A 19031-nucleotide genomic window follows, 5' to 3' on the forward strand; every position below is an offset into this window, starting at 1 on the left:
CGGGAAACTTTCCCACACAGTACAACTCAGTCCCACATAAAACAAGATCTCCGGTGATCCAGAGGGCTACGAGAAGACGGCGAGGCCGTACAGCACGAAGACCATGAGATGCGCACCGCCGTGGAGGGCCGTCGTCTTCCTGCCGAGGAACGACGTGGCCGACAGCATCACCGTGATCGCGAGCAGCGCGAGATCGACCGGACTCTCGGCGAGCACCACGATCTGTCCGGTCAGCAGGCCGATCGCGAGGACGGCGGGGATCGTCACGCCGACCGTCGAGACGAGAGCGCCGTGGCAGAGATTGCTCACCCGCTGGATCTCGCCGATGTACGCGGCGCGGATCGTCGTGATCGTCTCGGGCAGGAACACGATCATCGCGATCAGGATGCCCGAGAGCGCGACGGGCGCGCCGAGGCGGCCGAGTCCTTCGTCGAGCAACGAGGCCATGTCGTGCGACAGCAGGACGATGGGAACCACCGTGAGAACGAGCACGAGCGTGCGTGCGAGCACCTCGACGCGGTGCGTCTTCAGGATCGCGCGGATATCGGCGCGCGGTTTGTCCGGTGACGACACGGATGCCGCGGGGTCCGGCGCGTCGAGCACTTCGCGGAAGTCGTCGCGCTGCGCCCCCATCTGCCGCCACAGGAAGAAGACGTACAGCGCGACGGTCAGCAGGAGGATGAGGACCGCCTGTCCAGACGTGTACGCACCGTCGACCCCGATGAGAGCGGGCAAAGCGAACGCCGTCGTGAGCAGCACGATCAGCAGCGACAGATACGACGACACCCCCGTGCGATTCGGCCGAAGCCCGCCATGACGGATGCCGCCCACCACCAGCGCGACGCCGACGACGAGGTTGAGGATGATCATCGACACGGCCATCACCGAGTCGCGCGCGATCGTCGGGTGCTCCCCCGGCCCCAGCATGACGGCCGAGATGAGGATGACCTCGATGACGACGATCGACAGCGTGAGGATGAGGGTGCCGTAGGGATCGCCGAGCCTGCGGGCCAGGTGCTCCGCCTGGGCGACGACGCCGAACGCGCATACGACGATGACCGCGATGATTCCCGCGAGCAGCGCGAACAACGTCGGAGTCGAGAGATGGCTCTGCAGAACCGGGCGCAGCAGCACCAGAACCCCGAAAGCGATCCAGCCCAGCAGCAGCTGGAGGATGGCGGCCGGCGTGAGGATCGCACGGAGATGGGAGATGACCTGCATGGATCACTGCCTCGTCTGCGGGCCGTCCCGACGAAAGTCCTGACGAACGGGTCGTCCCGCTCGATGCCTTCGACGAATCCTATCGCGCCGGTGCTCTTCACTCCGCGGACGCGATCGATCAGGATCGGAGAAGCAGACGCGCGACACCGACCGTACTGTGCTGTGCAGACACCATCCTTCCGACGGGAGAACAGCCATGAGCAAGACGAACGGATTCACTGACGACGAGCGGGCGGCGATGAAGCAGCGCGCCGAGGAGCTTCGCTCGACGAAGGGCCTGAAGGGAGCTGCGAAGCGCGCGCGGGAACTCGAGGCGTGCGTCGAGGCGATCGATGCGCTCGAGGGCACCGACAAGCAGATCGCGGTGGCCCTCAACGCGATCGTCATGGAAGAAGCGTCCCACCTCGACCCCAAGACGATGTACGGCTTCCCCTCGTATGCGCGCGACGGCAAGGTCGTCGTGTTCTACCAGCCGGCATCCAAATTCGACACTCGCTACGGCACCATCTCGTTCGACGAGGCGGCCAACATCGACGACGGCGAGATGTGGGCGACGTCGTTCGCGGTGCTGGAGATGACCCCCGCGGTCGAGAAGAAGATCCGCGCGCTCGTGAAGAAGGCGGTCAGCGACTAAGAGCGTGCACGATCGCGCAGAGCAGTGACGACGGCGCGCCCACCGGATGCACGGTGGTCGCGCCGTCGTCTCCGTTGATCGAGTCCGCCTCAGCCTCCGTACGGGCCGTACTCGACGGTCAGCGGTTCGGTGAAGCTCGCGCCGTCGCGCTCGCCCGTCGAGGTGACGGTGAGAGCACCGGCGGGCACCGACGCCGCCCTCGTGTTGAGAGAGACCGACACCGTCGCGCCGGGTCCGACGTTCGTGAACGTCTTCGACCCGAACGCGGCATCGACCTTCACCGTCACGGCGACATCCGACGGGTTGTCCACCGCGACCGACAGGTACGCGTTCGATCCGAGCGTGCGCGGCGTGACCGTGACCCGCGGGGCGTCAGGACCGGTCCCCTGCACCTGCTCGCCGTCGTAGTGCAGACGGCCCGTCTCGTCCTTGCTCCACTTCGAGAACCACTGCTCCCAGACATCCCACATCGTGTCCACCGACACGTTGTGGTCGCGCCCCGCCGTGAAGCCGTACATGTAGAGCGGAATGCCCTGGGCGTTCTCCCACCGCTGCAGCGTCGTGCGCTGGAGTTGTCCGACCCCGGTCTGCGTCGAGTCGGACGCATCCACGTGTCCGACGTGGTTGCGGTTGATCCAGTACGAGGCGACGTTGCGCACGCTGCCGGGTGCCGACAGGTAGGGGTTCCACAGGTCGATCTCGCCCATGTTCAAGAACATCGGCACGATCGAGTTCCCGGCATCCGGCGTCGGGTTCGAGGACCCGCCGTTGCCGGCGATGGCGGTGAAGTACTCCGGCATCCGGTAGGCCATGCCGTGCGTGAACATCGAGCCGTTCGAGTGGCCGATCGCGAACCGGCGGCCCGGGTCGGTGTTGTAGTCCTCGTCGATGACGGCGGTCAGCTTCTTGATGAACTCGTAGTCGTCGGCCTGCCGCTCGAGGCCGGTGTTGTTCTGGTTCCAGCCCAACGTGAGCGACGACTGGTACTGGGCACACGGTACGACGACGGTGAAGCCGTACTCATCGGCGATCTCCCACCACCGCGTGGCGTCGAAGAAGAGGGTGCATGGCTGGGTGGAACCGGCATGGACGTAGACGACGGGCGCGCCGCCTTCGGCCGCAGCCGCCTGCTCGTTCTCATAGACGACGTACTGGCGCTTCCACACCTGCCCATCGTCTTCCGTGACGATCAGGTTCTTGACGTCGACGCCGAGCTCTTCGTAATCAGGACGAGTGCCGAGCACGTTCCCGTAGATCGACGTGTTGTCGTAGCGCGTGTACGACGTCAGGAACTGCGCAATCCGCTGCGTGAGCTCGTGATCGTCGACCGCGACGTCGCCTTCCCGCACCGCGACCTGCGACACCCGCTCGCTGTAGGCGGTCGGGAAGCGGTCGGAGTCTGCCTTCTGGCGGAAGGACTGGCCGTATGCGCTGGCGGCGGCGTCGGCGACGACGTCGTTCGCGTGCTTCCAGTACGAGACCGACTCGGCGACGTCATCGGCATCGTCGTTCACGAACCAGACCGGAACGGGCACCTCGTTGTACGGCTCCGCCACGAACCGCGGGTCCGCATGCGTGTCGGTGAACCTCGGCTGCGGCGCGAAGATCTGTTCGCCGATCTCTTCGATGTCGGCGAGGTCCTCGGTGCCGATGAACACCGCACTCGCGACGAACAGCGGGTGGTTGGCGACATAGTCCTGCAGCGCCGTGCCGCCCGACCCGTATCCCGCGATGTAGTGCACACCGTGCGTCGAGTAGAAGCTCCGCGCCTCCATGACCCGCAGCGCCGCGGTGATGTACGCCGATTCCGCGGCCACGGTTCCCCACTCACCGGATTCCTGGTCGGCCTCGAGGATGAACAGTCCTTCGTTGCGTTCGTCGGCGATGTCGATCCAGCCGCTCTCATCGAGGAACTCATCGGTGTCCCAGCCATCCGGCACGCTCACGATGGTGAAGTACCCGCGCAGGTACATGTCTTCGGGGATGTACACCTTGCTCGTTCGCGTCTTGTCGCCGACCGTGACGTTCTCGACGTAGTACCCGGTGACCGGCAGCACGTTACCGCGCAGCGTGTCGATCACCGGCGGCCGTGGCCCGGTGTACGGCGCCGGGTCGAGCGAAGACCCTGACTCGATGTCGTCGGCGACGGCGGGCATCGGACCCGCGAACGCCATCGCCACCGCCACTCCGGCAGCGACGAGTCCGGCAGTCCGCTTACGTAACGAATCTCGTTTCATGTTCACGTATCCCTTGCTGATCCTTGCGAGAGCAAGCGATCACGGCGCCGGATGAGCTCTGGGAAACTGATCTCGACGGCTGCCTCGGCCTCTCGCCATTGAGCACATACGACTCTGACCTTGCAGCCCGCCACCGTTCACGGCAAGCAACCGTCCCATCCAGCGAGCCGGCGACGTCGGCGTTCGATACCGGCCAGGTCGTGAGGACACAGGCACCGGCACCGGCACCGGCACCGGCACCGGCACCGGCCGAGAAAAGCAAGAAACCCCCGGATCACCGAGGGTTTTCGTCTTGCTGGGGTACCTGGACTCGAACCAAGAACAACGGAACCAGAAACCGCCGTGTTGCCAATTACACCATACCCCACCGTGGCGCGGCAGAGCCGCGCACAAGGATCAAGTTTAGCCCGCGATCGCGCGCAGACCAAACCGGCGTGTCTCAGCCGATCTTCTGCACGAGCGCACCGAGCCGGCGGATCGATTCCGCCTTGCCGAGCAGCTCCATCGACTCGAAGAGCGGGGGCGAGACACGGCGCCCGCTGACGGCGACCCGCGGCGGACCGTAGGCGACACGGGGCTTGAGACCGAGTCCCTCGATGAGCGCCGACGACATCGCCTCCTGCACGGCCGCGGCCGTGAACTCGGCTTCGGGGATCATCTCGATCGCACCGACGGATGCCACGAGCACCTCCCCCGCGTTCGCGGGAAGTCCGCCGAGCGCGTCCTCGGCGTACTCCACCTCGTCGGTGAACAGGAAGCCCAGCATGCCGGGCACCTCGCCGAGCATCTGCACGCGCTCCTGCACAAGCGGGGAGGCTTCCGCGATGAGCGCGAGCTGGCTCGGGGTGGGCGGGTCGGCGACGACGCCGGCATCGACGAGGTACGGCACGATGCGCTCGGCGAACTCGGCGGGCTGCAGCATCCGGATGTGGTCGCCGTTGATCGACTCCGCCTTCTTCTGGTCGAAGCGGGCGGGATTCGGATTCACATCGACGATGTCGAAGGCGGCGATGAACTCGTCGAGCGAGAAGATGTCGCGATCGGGTCCGATCGACCAGCCCAGGAGCGCGAGGTAGTTGAGCAGACCCTCGTGGATGAAGCCCTTCTCGCGCTGCAGGAAGAGGTCGGCCTTGGGGTCGCGTTTGGAGAGCTTCTTCGTTCCGGTCTCGCCGAGCACGAGCGGCATGTGCCCGAACCGCGGCACGAACGTCGTGACACCGGCGTCGATGAGCGCGGAGTACAGTGCGAGCTGGCGAGCCGTCGAGGGCATGAGGTCTTCGCCGCGGATGACGTGGGTGATGCCCATGAGCGCATCGTCGACCGGGTTGGTGAACGTGTACAGCGGCTGCCCGCCGGCGCGCACGATGACGAAGTCAGGGAACGACCCGGCGGGGAAGGTCACCTCGCCGCGGATGAGGTCGACATACGTGACGTCACCCTCGGGCACGCGCAGGCGCCACGCCGGCTCGCGCCCCTCGGCGCGGAAGGCGGCCTTCTGCTCGTCGGTGAGGTGGCGGTCGAAGTTGTCGTACCCGAGCTGCTTGGCACGGCCCGCGGCCTCGTTGCGCGCGTCGATCTCGGCGGCGGTCGAGTAGCTCTCGTACACGGCCCCGGATGCCACGAGTCGCTGCAGCACGTCGGCGTAGATCTCGCCGCGCTCGGACTGGCGGTACGGCGCATGCGGACCGCCCGTCTCGACACCCTCGTCCCAGTCGATCCGCAACCATGTGAGCGCGTCGACGAGCTGACGATAGCTCTCTTCGCTGTCGCGCTCGGCGTCCGTGTCCTCGACGCGGAACACGAGCTTGCCGCCCGTGTGGCGCGCGTAGGCCCAGTTATACAGGGCCGTGCGGATCATGCCGACGTGCGGAATACCGGTGGGAGACGGGCAGAAGCGCACGCGCACGTCGGCGCCGTCGGCCGTCGTGGTGCGGGGATCGGGTGAAGAAGACATCGTCGCCCAGTCTAGTTGCGCGCGGCCGTCGCGACCGGGCCGGTCAGCGCACGGTCGAGCGCATCGAGCGCGGCGCGGACCGACGGCACGCGAGACGCTCCGTGCGCCGTCACGACGTGGAGCGTGCGGCTCTCGCCGGGCAGCGGCACGACAGTGAGTCCCGGCAGGAGCGGGAACGCGTCGACCGCGAGACGGGGCAGCGTCGCGACGCCGATGCCCTGTGCGACGAGACCCTCGACGGCGACGACGTTGTCGGTTTCGATCGCGATGCGCGGCGTGAACCCGGCGCGCCCGCAGAGCTCGAGCAGATGGCCTCGGCACCGCGGGCATCCGGCGATCCAGGGCTCGTCCGCGAGCGACGAGACCTCGAGCGTGCCGTCACGCGCGGCGGGGTGCCCCGCCGGCAGCACGGCGACGAGATCGTCGGTGCCGACACTGCGCAACGAGAGCCCGCGGGCGCTCATCCCGTGCGGGTCGTCGCGATCGCCCGGGTAGCTGAAGGTCAGCGCGATGTCGGCGCGATTCTCGCGGACGGCGTCGACCGCTTCGGGGGGCTCGGCCTCGACGTACGTGAGCGATACTCCGGGATGCCGCGCCCCGAGGTCGGCGATGAGGCGCGGCACGATCGTGGGAGACGCCGACGGAAAGCCGACGAGCCGCACGCGGCCCGAGCGCAGGCCCCGCAGTTCGGCGAGCTCTTCGGCTGCGGCATCCAATGCCGTCGTGACGGCGGGCGCATGACGCGCGAGGATCCGGCCCGCCTCGGTGAGGCGCACGCCCCGCCCCACGCGCTCCACGAGTGCGACCCCGAGTCGGGTCTCGAGCCGCTTGAGCAGCTGGCTGATGGCGGGCTGGCTGTAGCCGAGGCGAGCGGCAGCGGACGTGATCGATCCTTCGTCGGCGATCGACTTGACGACGCGCAGCGCGTGCACGTCGAAGTCACTGTCCCCCGTCATCGAATCGGTCACGCCAGAAGCATAAGCCGCCGTGATGCTCACACACCCCCTGCCGCAACCTCGCCGTCGGACGTAGGCTCACCCCGAGCGAGGAGGACGTCATGATCCGTCACCACAGACCGCACGCCGCGGCGCTCGGAGCGGTGCTCACCGCGGTGTTCGCCCTCGGTCTCGTCGCGTGCGCGCCCGACCCGGCGGGACCCGCGCCCGCGCCGACCGATACGCGTTCGCTCTCCCCCGCACCCGAGACACCCGTCCCGGAGCCGCCACAGCCGCCCGCGGCGAATCTGCCCACGTCGTGCGACCACGTCGGCTCGGCTCAGACGCGCGCCGAGACGGTCGACCCCCTCGTGCTGCAGGGCGACGGCGAGGGCTTCATCCGCCCCGTTCCCCCCGACGCCACCCTCGCGCTCGGGTGCGATTGGTTCGGCGGCGACACCACGGGCTACCTCGTGCTCATCAGCGAAGCGGATGCCGCGGCATCCGAGTCGTACATCGCATCCCTCGCCGCCGACGGCTGGTCCTGCGGACCCGGTGCCGGTGGTGGTGATCTGTGCAGCGTGACCACGCCGAACTCGCAGTACCCCGTCGACACGGTCGAAACGGTCTATACGCGCGGCGATGTCTGGATCTACCAGTCCGCGACGAATCTCGACGGCGCCGCCCTCCTGGCAGATCTGCAGAGTTCGATCTGGGAATCGTGACATCACGATGTGTGATGCATGTGATCCATAACCTGGTCTAGACGAATGAGTCGACGCGGCGGAGCCTGAGGACATGGACTCACTCGTCGCCGCGCGCGCCGCTTTCGACGGCGGACGCGGCTATCTCGCGGCCTGCACGGCGGGCTTGCCTCCCCGCGCCGCACGCGACGCCGTCATCGCGGACACCACCGCGGCAGCACGCGGCCACATCGACATCGCCGGGTACTGCGCCGTCGTCGAGCAGACGCGCGGGCACTTCGCGCGCCTCGTCGGCGTCGGTGCGGATCGCGTCGCGATCGGCGCGCAGGCGTCGGTGTTCGCCGGACTCATCGCGACCGCCGTGCCCGACGGCGGCGAAGTGCTCGTACCCGAGGGCGACTTCTCGTCGGTCGCGCGACCCTTCGCTCATGCGGGCCGGGGAATCCGGCTGCGCACGGCGCCGATCGAGCAGCTCGCCGAGGCGATCACCCCCTCGACATCGCTCGTCGCGTTCTCGATCGTGCAATCGGCGACAGGGATCGTTGCCGATGTCGACGCGGTCGTCGCCGCCGCCGACGCGGTCGGCGCCCGCACGTTCGCCGATGCGACGCAGGCGGTCGGGTGGCTGCCGGTCGACGCCGAACGCTACGACGCCGTCGTGTGCCACGCGTACAAATGGCTGTGCGCACCGCGCGGTGTCGCATTCCTCGCTCTGTCGCCCGGCTTCGCGCGCGAGCTCGAACCGATCTTCGCGGGCTGGTACTCCGGGGCCGACCCGTGGGCGTCGTGCTACGGCCACGAGTTCGACCTCGCACCCGACGCACGGCGCTTCGACGTGTCGCCCGCGTGGCAGGCGTTCGTCGGCGCCGAACCCGCGCTCGCGCTGTTCGCCGCGCTCGACCGCTCGGCCGCGTACGACGAGACCACACGGCTCGCCGCCCGCTTCCGCGACGGCATGGCGCTGCCGCATCCGCCGCGCGCGAGCGCGATCGTGACGTGGGCGGATGCCGCGGGCGACGACCTTGCGGCGCTCACGGCCGCGGGCGTCACGGCCTCGGGCCGCGCGGGCCGCACCCGGGTCGCCTTCCACATCTTCAACGACGACGAGGACGTCGAGGTGGCGCTGCGCGCGCTCGCCCGCTAATCGCGGGTCGGGGCGAGACGCCCGGACGGCGAGAGCACGAGGACGGCGATGACGGCGATCCCCGCGACGAGCGCGAGTCCGCCGTAGCCGATCCAGCCGAGCACGACGCCCGCGAGGATCGCTCCGGCGGCCCCGACGAGGCTCATCGCGAAGTCGCTCAGCCCCTGGCGCCGCGTGCGGCGGTCTTCGGCGCTCGCTTCGGTCAGCAGCGTCGAACCCGCGACGGTCGATGCGCTCCAGCCGAGCCCGAGCAGCACGAGGCCGACCGTGACGGCGGCCGTCGAGTCCTGGCCGAACGACGCTGTGAGGAGCGCCGCGACCAGAAGGGCCTGGCCGACGAGGATCGTGGGCACACGGCCGATCCGGTCGGCCAGGATCCCGAAGACGGGTGCGAGCGCGTACATGCCGGCGATGTGCAGGCTGATCGTCATGCCGATCACGACGAGGTCGGCACCGTGGTGCAGGAGATGCACGGGCGTCATCGCCATGACCGACACCATGACGCCGTGGGATGCCGCGATCGCGAAGATCGCGAAGCGCGCAACGCGCGCGCGATCCGGCTTCGCGATGCCCGCGCCGATGCTCGTCGCACGATCGGCGACGACCCGCTGCGCGAGCAGGAGCGGGTCGGGGCGCAGCACGAGCAGGTACAGCACGATCGCCAGGCCCTGCCCCGCGACGGTGAAGAGATACGGACCCGTCAGCGCAGGCATACCGATGAGCGACCCGAGTGCCTCTCCGGGCCCGGTCAGGTTCGGGCCCAGAACAGCGCCGATCGTCGTCGCCCACACGACGATCGACAGATCGCGCCCGCGGGTGCGATCTGTCGCGAGGTCGACGGCGGCGAAGCGCGACTGGAGATTGGCCGCCTGTCCGCCGCCGATGAGCAGGAACCCGGCCAGCAGGAACGGGAACGATCCGGCGCCGACCGCGGCGATGACCATCGCTACACCCACCAGAGCCACCAGCATCCCGATCGCAAGCGAGATGCGGCGGCCGAAACGGCGCGCGAACGCGGCGAGCGGCACGGCGACGACCGCCGTGCCGAACGTGACGGCCGCTGTGGCAAGACCCGAGAGCGACTCGTCACCGGATACCTCCGCGGCCAGGACGGCGCCGAGCGAGATGGTCGCCCCGAAAGCGATCCCGCCGAGGATCTGGCCGAGCGAGAGCACCCAGACGGAGCGTCGCTGGACGCGGGCGACGTCGTGCTCGAGGAGCGACGACGTGTCAGGCATCCGCGGCGCGCACGGCGTTTCGCAGGATCCCCAGCCCCGTGATGTCCACCTCGACGATGTCGCCTGGAGCGAGCGGGCCCACCCCTGCGGGGGTCCCGGTCAGGATCACGTCGCCCGGCAGCAGCGTGAAGGCCGCCGATGCATAGGCGATGACATCCGCGAGCGGGAAGATCATGTCGCTGAGCGGCGCCTGCTGCTTGACGTCGCCGTTGACCCGCGTCGTGAGCACGGCGTCGCCCGTCAGGTCGAACTCGGTTTCGATCGCGGGACCGAGCGGGCAGAAGGTGTCGAAGCCCTTCGCCCGCGCCCACTGCCCGTCGGTCTGCTGGAGGTCGCGAGCGGTGACGTCGTTGGCGATCGTGTATCCGAAGACGTGCTCGAGCGCGCGCTCGGCCGGCACGTTCTTCGCGACGCGCCCGATGACGGCCGCGAGCTCGCCCTCGAAGTCGACGCGCTCGGACTGCGGCGGGGTGACGATCGCGTCGCCGGGACCGATGACGGCCGTGTTCGGCTTGAAGAACAGCAGCGGAGCGGTCGGCACCTCGTTGCCCATCTCGGCAGCGTGGTCCTGGTAGTTGCGGCCCACGCACACGATCTTCGAGCGCGGGATGACGGGCGCGAGCAGCGCGACATCGGCGAGGGGCACGCGTTCACCCGTGGTGTCCAAGCCCGCGAACATCGGGTCACCCGCGAGCACGACGAGGTCGGCTTCGTCGACGATCCCGTACCGGATGGTCTCGTCGTGCCTGAATCGCGCGATCCGCACGGCTCAGCCGTCCAGCCGGGTGAGCCAGCCGTGCGGGTCTTCGCGTCGGCCGTACTGGATGTCGGTGAGCTCTTCGCGCAGCGACATGGCCAGCTCGCCGCGCGGCTGCACGTCTTCGAAGTCCCGACCCTTGAGCACGCCGATCGGGGTGACGACAGCGGCGGTGCCGCACGCGAACACCTCGACGATGTCTCCGGACGCCACACCCTCACGCCACTCGGCGAATGCCATCGGCCGGGCCTCGACCGTGTGGCCGCGGTCGGCGGCGAGCTGCAGGATCGAGTCGCGCGTGATGCCCTCGAGGATCGAGTCGGACTGCGGGGTGACCACGCGCCCGTCTTTGTAGACGAAGACGACGTTCATTCCGCCGAGCTCTTCGACGTTGCGGTCCTGATCGAGGAACACGACCTGGTCGCACCCGTTCTCGTGCGCCTCGGACTGCGGCAGGAGCGACGCGGCGTAGTTACCGCCGGTCTTGGCCGCGCCGGTTCCGCCGCGCCCGGCGCGCGCGTAGTCCTCACTGAGCCAGATCGAGACCGGCTGCACCCCGCCCTTGAAGTACGCGCCGGCCGGCGACGCGATGAGGTAATAGGCCACCTTGTGGGCGGGACGCACGCCGAGGAACGCCTCTTTGGCGAACATGAACGGGCGCAGATAGAGGCTCTGGTCGGCGCCCGAGGGCACCCAGTCTCCGTCGACCGCGACGAGTTCGCGGATCGACTGCAGGAAGTACTCGACGGGCAGTTCGGGCAGTGCGAGGCGCCGCGCCGAGCGCTGCATCCGCAGAGCATTCTGCTCGGGCCGGAACGTGTGCACGGAGCCGTCGGCGTGACGATAGGCCTTGATGCCCTCGAAGATCTCCTGCCCGTAGTGCAGGACGGCGGCGGCGGGATCGAGCGCGATCGGACCGTACGGCTGCACGCGCGGGCGGTGCCACCCGCCCCCGACCGACCAGCAGATGTCGACCATGTGATCCGTGAAGTTCGTGCCGAACCCGGGATTGGCGAGGATCTCTGCGCGTTGCTGCGGCGTCTTCGCCGCGAGGTTCTTGGTGACGGCGAACTCGAGCGGATCGAGGCCGGCGTCGGTGTCTGAATCGATGAGGGTCATGTCACGTCCTGGCTAGTGGGTGGCGACGCGGTGTGCGGTTACAGATTACGCCTGCAGGCGTGCTGCGATCGCGTCGCCGATCTGAGATGTCGTGCGGGTCTGGCCGCCGCGGTCGGCGATGTCGGCTTCGACGGCCCGGGTGACGCGAACGGCCTCGTCCTGCTGTCCGAGGTGGTCGAGGAGCAGGGCGATCGACAGGATCGCGGCCGTGGGATCGGCCTGCTGCCGACCCGCGATGTCCGGCGCCGAACCGTGAACGGGCTCGAACATCGAGGGGAACGTGCCGTCGGGGTTGATGTTGCCCGAAGCGGCGAGGCCGATGCCACCGGTGACGGCGCCGGCCAGGTCCGTGAGGATGTCACCGAAGAGGTTGTCGGTGACGATCACGTCGAAGCGGCCCGGGTTCGTGACCAGGAAGATGGTTGCCGCATCGACGTGCAGGTAATCTACCGCGACGTCCGGATGCTCGGATGCCACGGCGTCGACGATCCGCTTCCAGATTCCGCCCGCGTGCACGAGCACATTCGTCTTGTGTACGAGCGTGAGCTTCTTGCGCCGACGCTCGGCCAGGTCGAACGCGTAGCGGACCACGCGCTCGACGCCGAACGCCGTGTTGACGGATGTCTCATTCGCGACTTCCTGCGGCGTCCCGCGGCGGATCGACCCGCCGTTGCCGACGTACGGTCCCTCCGTGCCCTCTCGAACCACGACGAAGTCGATGTCGCCGGGCGCGGCGAGCGGTCCCGGCACCCCGGGGTAGAGCTTCGAGGGGCGCAGGTTGACGTAATGGTCCAGCTCGAAGCGCAGCTTGAGAAGGAGTCCACGCTCGATGTTCGCGTCCTTCAGCCGCGGGTCGCCGGGAACTCCCCCGACGGCGCCGAGCAGGATCGCGTCGTGACCGGCGATCGCCGAGAGGTCGTCGTCGGTGAGGGTGTCGCCCGTCTCGAGGTAGCGATCGGCACCGAGAGAGAACCTCGTCTTGTCGAAGCGGAGGTCGGTGCCCGCCGTTGCGGCATCCAGCACCTTCTCGGCCTCGGCGATCACTTCGGGGCCGATCCCGTCACCGGGGATGACGGCCAGCTTCACGACTCGCGACATTGTTTCAGCCTAGCGCCGGCGGCCCAGCGTCCCGGCAGCGATGACGGCCGCCAGGACGACGAGTCCCGCGCCGATCAGGGCCGTGACGACGACGCCCGCGTCGAAGGCGTGGGCAGCAGCGTCACGCAGCGCCTGGCCTGCCGCGCTCTCGAGGCCGTCCGCGACGTGCACGGCACCCGCGAGGGTCTCTCGCGCCGCGTTCTGGGCGGCGGCCGACAGCCCCTCGGGCAGAACGAGACTCACCCGGTACAGCGCCGTCAGGATGCCGCCGAGCACGGCCGTACCCAGCACGGCCCCGAGTTCGTAGGCCGTCTCGGAGACGGCGCTCGCCGCTCCCGCCTTCGCGGGCGGCGCGCTGGCGAGGACGAGTTCGTTCGAGATCGTCTCGGCCGCACCGATGCCGATCCCGAGGGCGACGAACGCGCCCACGAGCAGCCCGAGGCTGTCGGGCCCCGTCGCGAACGCGACGATGACATAGCCGAGCACCGAGAACGAGAGCGCAGAGGGCACGACGATGTGCGCGGGATATCGCTTCGCGATCGGCACGACCAGCAGTCCCGCCGCGATCATGGCGGCAAGCCCGGGGACGAGCGCGAAGCCGGCCATCATCGGACTCAGCCCGACGATGAGCTGCAGGTGCTGCGCGACGAAGAAGAGGAATCCGACGAGACCGACGACACTCAGCAGGTTCACCAGGAGCGCACCGCTGAAGGTGGGGTTGCGGAACAGCCCCATGTCGAGCATCGGCGTCTCGGAGCGCAGCTGACGGCGCACGAAGAGCAAGCCGAAGACGATCCCCGCCAGGAACAGCAGCGGGGCGAGACTGAGCGGCCCGTACACCGCGAGCTCCTTGATCGCGTAGACGATCGGGATCATGGTGGCCAGCGACAGCACGATGCTCACGGGGTCGATCCGACCGGGCTTCGGGTCGCGGCTCTCGGGCACGAGCAACGGGGCGAGGACGAGCAGCGGCACGAGCACGGGAACGGCCATGAGGAACACCGAGCCCCACCCGAAGTGCTCGAGCAGGATGCCGCCGACGATCGGCCCGAGAGCCGATCCGGCCGAGAACATCGACGCCCATATCGCGATCGCGATGCGCCGCTGGTCGCGGTCGGTGAAGATCGTGCGCAGCAGCGACAGCGTCGAGGGCATCAGCATCGCACCGAACACGCCCATCCCCGCCCGCGCGGCGATGAGGAGCGCCGCCGTCGGAGCGAAGGCGGCCAGCGCCGAGACGGCGGCGAACCCGGTGGCACCGAGCAGCAGCATCCGTCGTCGTCCGAACCGGTCGCCGAGGGTGCCCATCGTGACGAGGAGGCCCGCGAGCACGAGGGGATACGCGTCGATGATCCACAGCTGCTGCGCGCTCGAGGGCTCGAGATCGAGGGCGATGGCGGGCAGCGCGAAGCTCAGCACCGTGTTGTCGACCGACACGAGCAGCACGGGGAGCATGAGCACGACCAGGGCTGCCCAGCCACGCCAGCCGACACGCTGCTGGTGTTCCGCGCGAATCGCGGCCGTGATGGGGCCCGTTGTCATGAGGATGCCTTTCTAAACCGTCCAGACGGTATAGTAACAGGATGCCGACCGTGTCCGAGGCTCGCGCGTGAGCCGGCCTCCCCTCGCCCGTGAGAAGGTGCTCGACGCCTTCGAATCGCTGCTGATCGACGAAGGCGAGCGTGCCGCGACGATGGATGCCACGGCTCGCGCCGCCGGTGTCTCCAAGGGCGGCCTGCTCTACCACTTCGCATCGAAGGATGCTCTCGAGCAGGGCGTGCTCGAACGCCTGCGGCTGCTCGTTGCCGAAGACGTCGCCGCGATCCTGAAGGCACCCGAGGGCCCCGTCGCGTACTTCCTACGCTCATCGATTCTCGAAAGCACGCCGCTGGACCGGGCGATCGTGGCATCCGCCCGTCTCGCTCAAGGTGGCAACGCCGCCGCCGGTGACGCGCTGCGCGACATCCGTGAGCAGTGGGCGGACGCGATCCGGCCGTATGCGCCGGACAGCGCAGCTCTCGACCTCGTGATGCTCGTGAGCGACGGGCTCTACTTCAACACCGTGCTCGCGGGCGGTTCCCTCCCCGGCCCGACGCCTCAGGGCGCCGAGCTCGACGCACTGGTCGCCCTCGTCGAACGCGCGATCCGCCTCTGAGACGACCGGCTCACGCCGTCAGGACTCGGTGATCTCGATCTGACGGAAGAGGTCGGCCTCGATGGCTGCGCTCACCTCGTCGAGCAGGTCGTCGGGCGCGGGAGAGTCGACCGTGAGCACCGAGAGCGCCTGTCCGCCGGCCTCACGGCGCGCGATCTGCATGCCGGCGATGTTGATGCCCGCCTCGCCGAACTTCTGTCCGTAGACGGCGACGATGCCGGGGCGATCCTGATAGACCATGACGACGTGGTTGCGCTCGATCGGCAGCTCGATCGCGTAGCCGTTGATCCCGACGATCTTCTCGATCTGCTTCGTGCCGGTCAGCGTGCCCGACACCGACAGCTGCGAGCCGTCCGCGAGCGCGCCGCGCAGCGTGATGATGTTGCGGTACTCGGGACTGTCGTCGTCGACGAGCAGACGCACCTCGACACCGCGCTGCTCTGCCAACAGCGGCGCGTTGACGTACGACACCGTCTCGCTGACGATGTTCGTGAAGAGCCCCTTGAGCGCGGCGAGCTTGAGCACGCTGACGTCGTAGGCGCTGAGTTCACCGTGCACCTCGACGTCGAACGACGTGAGCGGAGAGTGCGCGAGCGCGGCGAAGATCTGGCCGAGCTTCTCGACGAGCGGGATACCGGGCCGAACGTACGGGTCGATGATGCCGCCCGCGACGTTGACGGCGTCGGGCACGAGCTCGCCGCCGAGCGCGAGACGCACCGAGCGCGCGACGGAGACGCCGGCCTTCTCCTGCGCCTCGTCGGTCGAGGCGCCCAGGTGCGGAGTGACCACGACGTTGGGCAGGTCGAGCAGCATCCGTGCGGGGCCGCCCTCGACGGGAGGCTCGGTCGAGAACACGTCCAGACCCGCGCCGGCGATCTCACCCGTCGTGAGGGCCTTGAACAGCGCCTCCTCGTCGATGAGCCCGCCGCGGGCGACGTTGACGACGTACGCGGTCGGCTTCATGCGGCGCATCTGCTCGATGCCGATCATGCCCGTCGTCTCGGGCGTCTTGGGCATGTGGATCGTGAGGAAGTCGCTCTGCTCGAGCAGTTCGTCGAGCGTGACCAGCTGAACGCCGAGGTGCTGCGCCCGCGCGCTCGTGACATAGGGGTCGTACGCGACGACGCGCATGTCGAACGCCTGCAGCCGAGCCGCGATGAGAGCGCCGATCCGGCCGAGGCCCACGATGCCGACGGTCTTCTCGAACAGCTCGGTGCCCGTGTAGGCGCTGCGCTTCCACTCCCCCTGCGCGAGGGAGGCGTGCGCCGCCGGGATGCGCCGGGCGAGCGAGAGGATGTGGCCGATCGTCAGCTCGGCGGCCGAGATGATGTTCGACGTGGGGGCGTTGACCACCATGACGCCCGCGGTCGTCGACGCCTTGATGTCGACGTTGTCGAGCCCGACGCCGGCACGGGCGACCACCTTGAGCACGGGAGCGGCTTCAAGCGCCTCGGCGTCGATCTTCGTCGCTGAGCGGACGAGCACGGCGTTCGCGTCGGCGAGTGCGGCCAGCAGCGCGGGGCGGTCCGTCCCGTCGACGTGCCGCACCTCGAAGTCGGGGCCGAGCGCGTCGATCGTGGCGGGTGAGAGTTGTTCGGCGATGAGAACGACAGGCTTCGTCACGGTGGATCCTTCGGGTGCTGTGCGACGGCAGATCAGACGGATGCCACGCCGCACGCCATTGGGACGAGGCTGGCGCCCAGCCTAGCGCGCCGCGGGAGCCGTCTCCGACCGTGTGACGCCCGGTCAGCCGACCAGCGACGTTGTGTTGAGCGTCGTGTAAGCGATGACGTTGAGCCAGAACACTGCGACCAGCGCGAGGCCGGTGAGCATGACGAGCAGCAGCTCGTGCGGCCGTCGGCGCCATCCGATCGCGAACGCCGCGCCCCACGCAAGAAGCGGGAAGACGGCGGCGAAGATCCACACGAACCAGCCGAGCGCGTTCAGCGTGAATCCGCCTTGGCCGTAGAAGGAGAGCGTTTCGACCAGGTTTCCGATCGCGTTCCACACGGCGTAGGCATAGAACAGGCCGAGCACGCCCGCAACGGTCGCGATGAGCCAAACCGGCATCGCACGCGGGGCGAAGGCCGTCGCCGAGGCGTTCGTTGTGCTGTCGCTCATTGGCCTACCGCCCCGATCATGATGAAGGGCCACGGCATGAGGAGGGCGGCACCACCGACAAGCCATGCGAACCGCACCCATGGCCGCGAGCGTCTGGCCAAGACCAGCGTCGTGCTGATCCAAAGCAGCGGCGCGAGCACGGCGAGCCAGAGGCTCCCCTGGTACATGAAGTCGGTCACGAGGAACGGGCGCCGCCCTTGCAGGCGGAGTCCGCCGATGACCCAGCCGATCGTGTAGAGCAGATAAATCCCGCCGAGCACTCCGAGACCGAGCAGCGCCGCGTTGCCGGCTTGCGCCGGAGCAGCCTCGATGAGGGCGGGCTCTTCGGTGTCAAGGGCATCGCTGCCTGCGCCGACGGCACGATACCCGTCCGGCAGCGCGGGGTATCCGCGCGGCTCGGTGGTCGAGGGGACGACTGTGCCGGACTCGGAGAGCGAGTCAGCGCCCCGTCCTCCCCCGTCATCGAGCGTCGGATCGTCGTCGCCCCAGGAGAGCGCGTCGTCTTCACGTCCGGATGTCACGCTGTTCAGCGTACTCGTCGCCCCGCGGACATGAAGGAGCCCGACTCCTTGTGAGGGTCGGGCTCCTTCCCATACGTCAGCGCGGCACTAGCGTGCCGCGCTGCCCTGATCTCGATACGCGCCTGCGGCGCTACTCGACCCCGGCACCTCTGTCAGCGCAGCTCTAGCGTGCCGCGCTGCCCTCGGTGTAACCCTCGTCAGCCTGCTTCCAGGCGAAGAGCGAGCGCAGCTCGCGGCCGACGGACTCGATGGGGTGCGACGCCGCCTTCTCGCGCAGTTCGATGAATTCCTTCGCGCCGTTGTCCTGATCGTCGATGAAGCGCTTCGCGAACGCTCCCGACTGCACGTCGGCGAGCACGGCCTGCATGTTCTCCTTGACGCTCGCGTCGATGACGCGCGGCCCCGACACGTAGTCGCCGTACTCGGCGGTGTCCGAGACCGACCAGCGCTGCTTGGCGATGCCGCCCTCCCACATGAGGTCGACGATGAGCTTGAGCTCGTGCAGCACCTCGAAGTAGGCGATCTCGGGCTGGTAGCCCGCCTCGGTGAGCGTCTCGAAGCCATACTGGACGAGCTGCGACACGCCACCGCAGAGCACAGCCTGCTCGCCGAACAGGTCGGTCTCGGTCTCTTCCGTGAAGGTCGTCTTGATGACGCCCGCGCGGGCGCCGCCGATCGCCATGGCGTACGACAGCGCGGTCGCCCACGCCGAGCCCGACGCGTCGCGCTCGACGGCGATGATGTCCGGGATGCCGCGACCGGCGACGTACTCGCGACGCACCGTGTGGCCCGGCGCCTTGGGCGCGACGAGGATCACGTCGACGCCGTCGGGCGCGTCGATGTAGCCGAAGCGGATGTTGAAGCCGTGGGCGAAGGCGAGCGTCTTGCCGGCCGCCAGGTTGGGCTTGATGTGGTCGTTGTAGATGCCGCGCTGGTGCTGGTCCGGCGCGAGGATCATGATGAGGTCGGCCCAGGCCGTCGCGTCTGCGACGTTCTTGACCTCGAAGCCCTCGTCGGAGGCCTTCTCGATCGACTTCGAGCCGTCCTTGAGCGCGATGACGACCTCGACGCCCGAGTCGCGCAGGTTGAGCGCGTGGGCGTGACCCTGCGAGCCGTAGCCGACGATCGCGACCTTCTTGCTCTGGATGATCGAGAGGTCGGCGTCGGCGTCGTAGAAGATCTCAGCCATGGTG

Annotated in this window: 17 protein-coding genes and 1 tRNA gene; 4 read left to right on the forward strand and 14 right to left on the reverse strand. The window is 68.6% G+C overall.

Features of this window, described 5'->3' with window-relative positions; genetic code table 11:
- Window positions 1-66: 66 nt before the first annotated feature.
- Window positions 67-1221 carry a calcium:proton antiporter gene (locus tag ACWICD_RS03625; RefSeq protein ID WP_454139286.1) on the reverse strand — a complete coding sequence of 385 codons (1155 nt, stop codon included), beginning with the start codon at window positions 1219-1221 and terminating at the stop codon, window positions 67-69.
- Between the two features lie 196 nt (window positions 1222-1417).
- Here ACWICD_RS03625 and ACWICD_RS03630 point away from each other — a divergent pair, with 196 nt between their 5' ends.
- The gene (locus tag ACWICD_RS03630) at window positions 1418-1855 is read left to right on the forward strand and encodes a hypothetical protein (protein ID WP_376130576.1); all 438 of its coding nucleotides are present in this window, start codon (window positions 1418-1420) and stop codon (window positions 1853-1855) included.
- 89 nt (window positions 1856-1944) lie between these two features.
- Here ACWICD_RS03630 and ACWICD_RS03635 read toward each other — a convergent pair whose 3' ends face one another.
- The 4 genes from ACWICD_RS03635 to ACWICD_RS03650 all read right to left on the reverse strand — a co-directional run bounded on the left by ACWICD_RS03635 (window position 1945) and on the right by ACWICD_RS03650 (window position 7002).
- Window positions 1945-4092: a hypothetical protein gene (locus ACWICD_RS03635; RefSeq protein ID WP_454139287.1), complete on the reverse strand. Its 2148-nt coding sequence runs from the start codon at window positions 4090-4092 to the stop codon at window positions 1945-1947.
- Between the two features lie 295 nt (window positions 4093-4387).
- Window positions 4388-4459 (reverse strand) — tRNA-Gln (locus ACWICD_RS03640).
- Window positions 4460-4531: 72 nt separating this feature from the next.
- Window positions 4532-6046: a glutamate--tRNA ligase gene (gene gltX, locus ACWICD_RS03645; RefSeq protein ID WP_376127957.1), complete on the reverse strand. Its 1515-nt coding sequence runs from the start codon at window positions 6044-6046 to the stop codon at window positions 4532-4534.
- A gap of 11 nt (window positions 6047-6057) precedes the next feature.
- A complete protein-coding gene (locus ACWICD_RS03650; protein ID WP_376127964.1) occupies window positions 6058-7002 on the reverse strand; it encodes a LysR family transcriptional regulator in 945 nt (314 codons plus the stop codon).
- Window positions 7003-7103: 101 nt separating this feature from the next.
- Here ACWICD_RS03650 and ACWICD_RS03655 point away from each other — a divergent pair, with 101 nt between their 5' ends.
- Together ACWICD_RS03655 and ACWICD_RS03660 are read left to right on the forward strand one after the other, a co-directional pair.
- Window positions 7104-7706, forward strand: coding sequence for a hypothetical protein (locus ACWICD_RS03655; protein WP_454139288.1), 603 nt, complete (start codon window positions 7104-7106; stop codon window positions 7704-7706).
- Window positions 7707-7779: 73 nt separating this feature from the next.
- The gene (locus ACWICD_RS03660; RefSeq protein WP_454139289.1) at window positions 7780-8829 is read left to right on the forward strand and encodes an aminotransferase class V-fold PLP-dependent enzyme; all 1050 of its coding nucleotides are present in this window, start codon (window positions 7780-7782) and stop codon (window positions 8827-8829) included.
- On the opposite strand, the gene ACWICD_RS03665 is transcribed toward ACWICD_RS03660, so the two are convergent.
- From ACWICD_RS03665 to ACWICD_RS03685, 5 genes are read right to left on the reverse strand one after another with little or no spacing between them, the layout of a single operon-like run.
- A complete protein-coding gene (locus ACWICD_RS03665; protein ID WP_454139290.1) occupies window positions 8826-10067 on the reverse strand; it encodes an MFS transporter in 1242 nt (413 codons plus the stop codon). The two genes, ACWICD_RS03660 and ACWICD_RS03665, sit on opposite strands and share 4 nt — an antisense overlap.
- Window positions 10060-10833, reverse strand: a complete 774-nt coding sequence (locus tag ACWICD_RS03670; protein WP_376127949.1) for a fumarylacetoacetate hydrolase family protein — start codon at window positions 10831-10833, stop codon at window positions 10060-10062. The genes ACWICD_RS03665 and ACWICD_RS03670 overlap by 8 nt, the downstream gene beginning before the upstream one ends.
- A 3-nt stretch (window positions 10834-10836) precedes the next feature.
- Window positions 10837-11943: a branched-chain amino acid aminotransferase gene (locus tag ACWICD_RS03675; protein ID WP_376127947.1), complete on the reverse strand. Its 1107-nt coding sequence runs from the start codon at window positions 11941-11943 to the stop codon at window positions 10837-10839.
- A 45-nt stretch (window positions 11944-11988) separates the two neighbouring features.
- Complete coding sequence (locus ACWICD_RS03680; protein WP_376127945.1) at window positions 11989-13041, reverse strand: 3-isopropylmalate dehydrogenase; 1053 nt, start codon at window positions 13039-13041, stop codon at window positions 11989-11991.
- 9 nt (window positions 13042-13050) lie between these two features.
- Window positions 13051-14583, reverse strand: coding sequence for an MFS transporter (locus ACWICD_RS03685; RefSeq protein WP_454139291.1), 1533 nt, complete (start codon window positions 14581-14583; stop codon window positions 13051-13053).
- Between the two features lie 67 nt (window positions 14584-14650).
- Between ACWICD_RS03685 and ACWICD_RS03690 the strand changes: the two genes are divergently transcribed.
- Window positions 14651-15196, forward strand: coding sequence for a TetR/AcrR family transcriptional regulator (locus ACWICD_RS03690; protein ID WP_454139292.1), 546 nt, complete (start codon window positions 14651-14653; stop codon window positions 15194-15196).
- A gap of 18 nt (window positions 15197-15214) precedes the next feature.
- Here ACWICD_RS03690 and serA read toward each other — a convergent pair whose 3' ends face one another.
- From serA to ilvC, 4 genes are all read right to left on the reverse strand, one after another.
- Window positions 15215-16819: a phosphoglycerate dehydrogenase gene (serA, locus tag ACWICD_RS03695; RefSeq protein ID WP_454139293.1), complete on the reverse strand. Its 1605-nt coding sequence runs from the start codon at window positions 16817-16819 to the stop codon at window positions 15215-15217.
- 123 nt (window positions 16820-16942) lie between these two features.
- The gene (locus tag ACWICD_RS03700) at window positions 16943-17317 is read right to left on the reverse strand and encodes a bacitracin resistance protein (protein ID WP_376127937.1); all 375 of its coding nucleotides are present in this window, start codon (window positions 17315-17317) and stop codon (window positions 16943-16945) included.
- Window positions 17314-17838, reverse strand: a complete 525-nt coding sequence (locus ACWICD_RS03705; RefSeq protein ID WP_454139294.1) for a DNA polymerase III subunit gamma/tau — start codon at window positions 17836-17838, stop codon at window positions 17314-17316. Before ACWICD_RS03705 ends, ACWICD_RS03700 begins: the two co-directional genes overlap by 4 nt.
- Window positions 17839-18001: 163 nt before the next feature.
- Entirely contained in the window at window positions 18002-19027 is a 1026-nt protein-coding gene (gene ilvC, locus ACWICD_RS03710) for a ketol-acid reductoisomerase (protein WP_454139295.1), read from the reverse strand.
- Window positions 19028-19031 lie beyond the last annotated feature (4 nt).

It is taken from the genome of Microbacterium sp. NPDC055357 (genome assembly GCF_053644835.1).

Bases quoted from the DNA above. Each gene is read 5' to 3' on its own strand.
- ACWICD_RS03660 (WP_454139289.1), top strand. From the start codon at position 7,780: ATGGACTCACTCGTCGCCGCGCGCGCCGCTTTCGACGGCGGACGCGGC.
- ACWICD_RS03685 (WP_454139291.1), bottom strand. From the start codon at position 14,583: ATGACAACGGGCCCCATCACGGCCGCGATTCGCGCGGAACACCAGCAG.
- ACWICD_RS03635 (WP_454139287.1), bottom strand. From the start codon at position 4,092: ATGAAACGAGATTCGTTACGTAAGCGGACTGCCGGACTCGTCGCTGCC.
- ACWICD_RS03650 (WP_376127964.1), bottom strand. From the start codon at position 7,002: ATGACGGGGGACAGTGACTTCGACGTGCACGCGCTGCGCGTCGTCAAG.
- ACWICD_RS03700 (WP_376127937.1), bottom strand. From the start codon at position 17,317: ATGAGCGACAGCACAACGAACGCCTCGGCGACGGCCTTCGCCCCGCGT.
- ACWICD_RS03675 (WP_376127947.1), bottom strand. From the start codon at position 11,943: ATGACCCTCATCGATTCAGACACCGACGCCGGCCTCGATCCGCTCGAG.
- ACWICD_RS03655 (WP_454139288.1), top strand. From the start codon at position 7,104: ATGATCCGTCACCACAGACCGCACGCCGCGGCGCTCGGAGCGGTGCTC.
- ACWICD_RS03665 (WP_454139290.1), bottom strand. From the start codon at position 10,067: ATGCCTGACACGTCGTCGCTCCTCGAGCACGACGTCGCCCGCGTCCAG.
- ACWICD_RS03680 (WP_376127945.1), bottom strand. From the start codon at position 13,041: ATGTCGCGAGTCGTGAAGCTGGCCGTCATCCCCGGTGACGGGATCGGC.
- gltX (WP_376127957.1), bottom strand. From the start codon at position 6,046: ATGTCTTCTTCACCCGATCCCCGCACCACGACGGCCGACGGCGCCGAC.
- ACWICD_RS03625 (WP_454139286.1), bottom strand. From the start codon at position 1,221: ATGCAGGTCATCTCCCATCTCCGTGCGATCCTCACGCCGGCCGCCATC.
- ACWICD_RS03630 (WP_376130576.1), top strand. From the start codon at position 1,418: ATGAGCAAGACGAACGGATTCACTGACGACGAGCGGGCGGCGATGAAG.
- ilvC (WP_454139295.1), bottom strand. From the start codon at position 19,027: ATGGCTGAGATCTTCTACGACGCCGACGCCGACCTCTCGATCATCCAG.